6 protein-coding genes and 1 pseudogene are annotated in these 6,488 nt (G+C 64.9%); 5 read left to right on the forward strand and 2 right to left on the reverse strand.

Features of this window, described 5'->3' with window-relative positions; genetic code table 11:
• From JaAD80_RS27935 to JaAD80_RS27945, 3 genes are all read left to right on the forward strand, one after another.
• On the forward strand, positions 1–1,046 hold a 1,046-nt coding region (locus tag JaAD80_RS27935), incomplete at its 5' end, for a DNA polymerase (RefSeq protein ID WP_102299412.1).
• A 203-nt stretch (positions 1,047–1,249) separates the two neighbouring features.
• Positions 1,250–1,954, forward strand: a complete 705-nt coding sequence (locus JaAD80_RS27940; RefSeq protein WP_102299405.1) for a glutathione binding-like protein — start codon at positions 1,250–1,252, stop codon at positions 1,952–1,954.
• Between the two features lie 84 nt (positions 1,955–2,038).
• Complete coding sequence (locus tag JaAD80_RS27945; RefSeq protein ID WP_102299407.1) at positions 2,039–2,797, forward strand: S9 family peptidase; 759 nt, start codon at positions 2,039–2,041, stop codon at positions 2,795–2,797.
• A gap of 172 nt (positions 2,798–2,969) precedes the next feature.
• Here JaAD80_RS27945 and JaAD80_RS27950 read toward each other — a convergent pair whose 3' ends face one another.
• Both JaAD80_RS27950 and JaAD80_RS27955 read right to left on the reverse strand, forming a co-directional pair.
• Positions 2,970–3,320, reverse strand: a complete 351-nt coding sequence (locus JaAD80_RS27950; RefSeq protein ID WP_086136420.1) for a hypothetical protein — start codon at positions 3,318–3,320, stop codon at positions 2,970–2,972.
• 71 nt (positions 3,321–3,391) lie between these two features.
• Positions 3,392–5,275, reverse strand: coding sequence for a M61 family metallopeptidase (locus JaAD80_RS27955; RefSeq protein WP_102299408.1), 1,884 nt, complete (start codon positions 5,273–5,275; stop codon positions 3,392–3,394).
• A 194-nt stretch (positions 5,276–5,469) separates the two neighbouring features.
• Between JaAD80_RS27955 and JaAD80_RS27960 the strand changes: the two genes are divergently transcribed.
• Both JaAD80_RS27960 and JaAD80_RS27965 read left to right on the forward strand, forming a co-directional pair.
• Entirely contained in the window at positions 5,470–5,931 is a 462-nt protein-coding gene (locus tag JaAD80_RS27960; protein ID WP_102299410.1) for an Hsp20 family protein, read from the forward strand.
• A 296-nt stretch (positions 5,932–6,227) separates the two neighbouring features.
• Positions 6,228–6,488, forward strand: a pseudogene (locus tag JaAD80_RS27965) (hypothetical protein); the annotation flags it as partial.

Consider the following 6,488-nt stretch of genomic DNA (forward strand, 5'->3'; position numbering starts at 1 on the left):
CTCCTACGCGCCGGGGCCGGGTACTCGGCATGGACAGCCTGGCGCGCCGCCTCGACGCTTTGCCGTGCGCCCTGCTGCCGCCCGCGCGCCCCTACCTGGACTGGTTCGAGGGTATCGGCTGCCGCACCCTGGGGCAGCTGCGCCACTTGCCCCGGCCCGGCTTGCAGCGCCGCTGCGGCGCGGCCCTGCTGGACATGCTCGACGATGCGCATGGCCACAGCACGGAACTGTTCGTCTGGCTCGAAGCGCCGCCCACGTTCCGCGCCAGCCTGGAATTGTTCGACCGCGTGGAACACGCCGACGCGCTGCTGTTTGGCGCGCGCCGCCTGCTGCAGCAAATGACGGGCTGGCTGTGCGCGCGGCAATTCGCCGTCGAGCGCATCCAGCTGCTGCTGGCCCACGAGCGGGGCCGGGTGGCGCGTCCGCCCACCGTCATCGACCTGGCGCTGGGCGAGGCCGTCTGGCGCGACGAGCACCTGGTGCGCCTGCTCAAGGAGCGCCTGGCGCAGCTGGTGCTGGACGCGCCCGTGATCGGCCTGAGCCTGGAAGCGCTGCAAGTGCAGCCGATGGCGCCGCCCAGCGACAGCCTGTTTCCCGAGCCGGGCGGTACGCCGCAGGAACGCCAGCGTTTGATGGAATTGCTGGTGGCGCGCCTGGGCAGCGAGAATGTCTTGCAGGCGGCGCCGCGCGCCGATTACCGTCCCGAGGCGGCCAACCAGTGGCTGCCGCTGCCCACCAGGCCGGCAGGAAAAAGCGCGGCGCCGGACCTGCCGCCCGGCTTGCCCGGCATGCCCCGTCCCGGCTGGCTGCTGGCGCAGCCGGTGGCCCTGCTGATGCGCGAGCACCGGCCCTTCTATGGCTCACCCCTGAAAATGGTGTCTGTTGCCGAACGCATCGAGGCGGGCTGGTGGGGCCAGTCGCAGGCGCGCGATTATTTTATTGCCGAAGGGCTTGACCACGCTCATTACTGGGTCTACCGCGAACGCATCGCCGGCAGCGGCGAAGACGCGGCGCCGCGCTGGTTCCTGCATGGCTTGTTTGGCTGAGGGCCGGCCGTGGCAAGCCGGCACAAGCGGGCCGGCACAAGCTGCCTGGCGCAGGCAAGTTGGGACAGGCACGTTGGGACAGGCACGCCGGGGCCGGCCAGTTTCAGAGCTGCCCAGCAGAAGCGCCGAGGCTTGGCTATACTTGCCGGCATCGTTCCGCGCGCGGTATCCCGGCGCAGCGCCGTTCACCTGAAAGGATTTTCATGTCACAGCTTTCCGACTTTCCCATCACCCAGAAATGGCCTGCCCGGCATCCTGAACGCCTGCAGCTGTATTCGCTGCCCACGCCGAATGGCATCAAGGTTTCCATCCTGCTGGAAGAAACGGGCCTGGCGTACGAGCCGCACCTGGTCAGCTTCGAGCGCAACGACCAGAAATCGCCCGCGTTCCTGTCCCTGAATCCGAACAACAAGATCCCCGCCATCCTCGACCCGGACGGTCCCGGCGGCCAGCCGCTGGCCCTGTTCGAGTCGGGCGCCATCCTGCTGTACCTGGCCGAGAAGACGGGCAAATTTATCCCGCAGGATGCGGCCCTGCGCTATGAAACCATCCAATGGCTGATGTTCCAGATGGGCGGTATCGGCCCGATGTTTGGCCAAGTGGGCTTCTTCCATAAATTCGCCGGCAAGGACTACGAGGACAAGCGGCCGCTGGAACGCTATCTGGGCGAAGCGAAGCGCTTGCTGGGCGTGCTGGAGCAGCGCCTGCAGGGCCGTGACTGGATCATGGGCGAGCAGTACACGATTGCCGACATCGCCATCTTCCCGTGGGTGCGCTGCCTGGTGGGCTTCTATGGCGCGGGCGAACTGGTCGGCTTTGCCAACTTCCCCAACGTGCAGCGCGTGCTCGATGCCTTCCTGGCCCGGCCAGCCGTCATCAAGGGTGTCGACATCCCCCGGCGTGACTGATATCGGCCTGCCTGCGGCGGTGGCCGGACGGCGCTAGAATACGCCTTTGGCCGCCCTGCGCGGCAGCTTGAGACCTGATCCTGTATGAAATCCACCCGGCAAGACTTTCCCGGCGCGCATGGCCATGTACTGGCGGCGCGCCTCGATGCACCCGACGGCGCCATCCGCGCCTACGCGCTGTTCGCCCACTGCTTTACCTGCGGCAAGGATGTGCTGGCCGCGCGGCGCATTGCGCAAGGCTTGACGCAGCACGGCATCGCCGTGCTGCGCTTCGACTTCGCGGGACTGGGCGCCAGCGAAGGCGAGTTTGCCGCCACCAATTTCACGTCGAACGTGGCCGACCTGGTCGCCGCCGCCGACTACTTGCGCGCCAGACATTCTGCGCCACAATTGCTGATCGGCCATAGCCTGGGCGGCGCCGCCGTGCTGGCGGCCGCGTCGCAAGTGCCGGAGGCCACCGCCATCGCCACCCTGGCCGCGCCCAGCACGCCGGCCTACGTGACGCGCATGTTCAGCGGGCACCTGGAGCAAATCGCCGCCGAAGGCGAAGCGCTGGTGCAGCTGGAAGGGCGGCCCTTCCGCATCCGCCAGCAATTCGTCGACGACGCGGCCAGCCACAGCCTGAAAAACCATATCGCCGGCCTGCGCCGCGCCCTTCTGGTGATGCACGCGCCCAACGACACGACGGTGAGCCTGTCGAACGCGATGGATATCTTTACGGCAGCCAAGCACCCGAAAAGTTTCGTTTCGCTCGACGACGCCGACCATCTGCTGACGGGCCGCGATGACGCGGCCTATGTGGCCAACGTCATCGCCGCGTGGAGCGCGCGTTATATCAGCTAAGCGCTTACCCATGAAAAACGCCGCGGCAGCAGAAGCTGGCGCGGCGCGGATGGTGTCGATCTGGTCGAATAAACTGAGTGCTTGAAAAATGCCCATGGCTAGGCGCCTTGCCGAAGGCAGTACGAATGTACGACGAGGCACGGCAACAACGCCATGGGCTTTTTTCGGGCGCTCAGTCTTCGTCGAACTCGGCCGAAAGATCTTTCCAGCCCTTGCTTGCAGCAAAGGCCGAAAACTCTTCCGGCGCTTCCAGGACGATCAGTTTCTTGTCTTGCAGGCCCAGGTCGCCATGGCCGAAGTCGGGGCCGACGTAGCCGAGGCTGCGCAGGCGGGCCAGGATGTGGCCGACCAGGGTCTTGTCCTTGTAGGCGCCCGCTTCGAGCGGGGCGGCGAAATCGACGTACACGTCGATGATGCCGTAGCCTTCGTCGAAGATGCGGATGGCCTTGATGTCGTGGGCACGGCCGGAGCCGTCGGTGGCCTTGAAGGGGCCGCTGAGCTGGATGTCGGTATCATTGTTCATGCTGGCAGCATACACCAAAAGCCGGCCCCGCATAGGGGGCGCGGCGCAAAATTGCCCTTGATATGCCTGTCTCAGCGCGGCTGCAGGATGGCCGACAATCGGTCGCGCGTGCCGGCGATGCGCTCCAGCTGTGGATACTTCAGGCCGCCGTGGTAGTCGAGCGCCACCGTCTGGAATTGCTTGCCCTTGCGCACCAGCAAGTTGATCGGCTGCGGGCTGGCCCTGGCCGCCTGGATCGCCGTTTTCAGCAGCTTGGGCGTGTAGGCCGTGCCATTCACTGCCAGCAAGGTGGTGTTGCCGGACAAGCCAGCCTTGAAGGCGGGGCCGTCCCACAGCACCTTGCCCAGCTTGCCATCCTTGTCGATGCTCAAGCCCAGCGAGTACGTCAGGTCCGTGCTCTTGCTGCGTTCCTCATTGGCTTTCAGGAAGGGCGTGGGGGTGTCGCGGTAGACCAGTTTCCAGCCGGCGCGCGCCAGGCCGTCGAGCGGCGCACCGGGGCCGTGGCCGTCGAGGCGCGTGCGCAGGAATGTTGCCCAGTCGTGCGGCTGCACGGCGTTCAGGGCGGCCACCACATCCTCGAAGGTGTAGGGCAGCGGCGTGGTGCTGCCGTCCTGCACGCCGAAGAAGGCGCGCGCGAAGTCATCGAGCGAGCGGCGCTCGCCGGACAGTGCGCGGATGGTGGTATCGACGTCGAGCCAGATCAGCGCGCCTTCCATGTAGTAATCCTCGTCGCGCTGCCAGCTGCTCCAGCCGATGGGGCGCCGGCCGTTGATGATGGGATCGTTGGTCGTATCCTGCATGGCGCGCCAGCTGCGTCCCGGCATCACGTCGTAATGGGCCGCCGTCGAGGCGAACAGGTCGCGCATATTGGCCGTGGCCACCAGGCCGGAGCGGGCCGCCAGCACATTGCCCCAGTACTGCGTCTGGCCTTCGTAGACCCACAGCAGGCTGTTTTGCAGCGGCGTGTTGAAGTCCGGCGTGTCCTGGCCGGCGGGGCGGCGGAACTTGCCATTCCACGAATGCGTCAGCTCGTGCGGCAGCAGCACGCGGCCTGCCTCGTTCCTGTCCCACTCGCTGAAATAGCCGGGCTTGACGCCGTTTTCGCTCGACTGCATGTGCTCGCGCCCGATGCCGCCGAACTCGTCGCTCAAGGCCAGCAGGAAATCATAGTGTCGGAAGTGGCGCGCGCCGAACAATTTGTAGGCTTGCTGCATCATCGCGCGGTGTTTCTCGATCTGCTGCGGCGAAGCATCCAGGCTGTCGGCGCTGTCGGCCATCACGTTCAGGTGCACGCGGACCCTGGCGCCCGGGTCGAGGTCGATGCGCTCGAAATGGCGCCCGGCAAAGACGGGCGAGTCGACCAGGGTGTCGAGGTCCAGCGCTTCGAAATCGACTTGCTGGCTGGCCGGCGTGGCCGTCCGCGCACGCACTTCCAGGGCGCTGGCAAATTCCCAGCCGGCAGGCAGGGTCAGCGATGGCTGCACCATGATGTCGCGCGCGGGTCGTCCGGCCGGATACAGGGTCATCGCATGCCATTGCACGCCCAGCATGGCGTTCGTCATGGTGATGCGGCCCTGGCTGGTGTCCACGGGCGAAAGGAACTGGTATTGCGCCTCCACGGCAGTGGCGCCGGCCGGCACGTCCACGTGGAAGGCGAACATGTTGACGCTGTCGCGCTGCCACTCCAGCGGCTGGCCATTGGCGGACAGGCGCAAGCCGGCCAGCTGGTTCAGCGGGCCGCTGGGGCCGTGGTTGCCGGGTACCCATTGCGGGTACAGCAGGGTCAGCTTTCCGGGCGCGGCGGGAATGCTTTCACGGATGCTGAACAGTTGCTGCGCCACATTGCTGGCATCGACATGCAGCACGATGGGCGCTGTGCCGGGCGAGGCAGCCTGGGCGCCAATGGAAACGAACAGCGAGAAAGAAAAGCACAGCAGGGAACGGACGTAGGGCATGGGGCGAGGCGGCGGGAAGAGTAAAGGCCGAGTCTAGCATTCTGTAAAAATTTCTTACAAATTTGGCGCCGACTGGGGCGTTTTTCGCCGATTTCAAGGCCTTGAAGGCGGGTGCATCGTCCTTAGATTGGTAGCAAGCGGATGCTCATGGTGAGGTCCGCGATACTTATCGCTTAACTGAAAGGATAATCATCATGCGTAATTTTGACCTTGCTCCTCTGTATCGTTCCGCCATTGGCTTTGACCGCCTGGCACAGCTGCTCAACGAACAGCGCGCCGATGCACAGCCCAGCTATCCACCTTACAACATCGAACTGGTGTCGGACGATAAATACCGCATTGTGATGGCATTGGCCGGCTTCTCGCGTGAAGAGATCGATATCATCACCGAACGCGATTCGCTGCACATCACCGGGCGCAAGCAGAAAGATGGCGTTGAACGCACCTTCCTGCACCGTGGCATCGCGGCCCGCGATTTCGAACAGCGCTTCCAGCTGGCCAACCATGTGAAGGTCACGGGCGCCACGTTTGAAAACGGCATGCTGACCATCGACCTGGTGCGTGAAGTACCCGAAGCGCTGAAACCGCGCAAGATCGAGATCGAAAGCGGTGCCGGCAATACGGTCGGCGCACTGGAGCAGCGCCAGGCAGCCTGATCTGATCTGAGCTGATCCTCAGCCAGCGCCGCGCGCTGGCACCAGCGGGAGGGTTCCCGCCCTCCCCATGCCAGTAAAATACTGGCCGGTTTATCCGGCCAGTGTTGCGTCTGCACCTACGCCAGCACGCCGCCTTGCGTCACTTTCCTGGCGACGCCACAGAGGCGGCGCGCGCAAGATTAAGCCATGCTTAAAGGCGCAAATGCCTGTTTCCAAATGGAAAAATGTTAAGCACAGCCTAAGACTCGTGGCCCACTATTGCATACATCAAAATCTCATTCAATGAGGAGCAATTCATGGAACAGCAAGCCAATACCACATCGTTGAAAATCAAACGCACCGTAGCCGCGCTGGCCGCGATCGGTGTGCTGGGCGCCGGTGGCGCCATGGTGGTGCATCAAAACAATGCCGGTGCGAATGCGGCAGCGGCCGCCGCCGCGCCCGTGCCTGCCGCCGTGGCGCCTGTCGCCGAAAACGTCCACATCGCCGCCATGCCTTGCTCGCGGGCGTCATCCCCGACGGCTTGCGCCGGCCTCCCCGGCACTTGCGCGCTTAAG

It is taken from the genome of Janthinobacterium sp. AD80 (assembly GCF_002878455.1).
Lineage (GTDB): Bacteria > Pseudomonadota > Gammaproteobacteria > Burkholderiales > Burkholderiaceae_D > Janthinobacterium.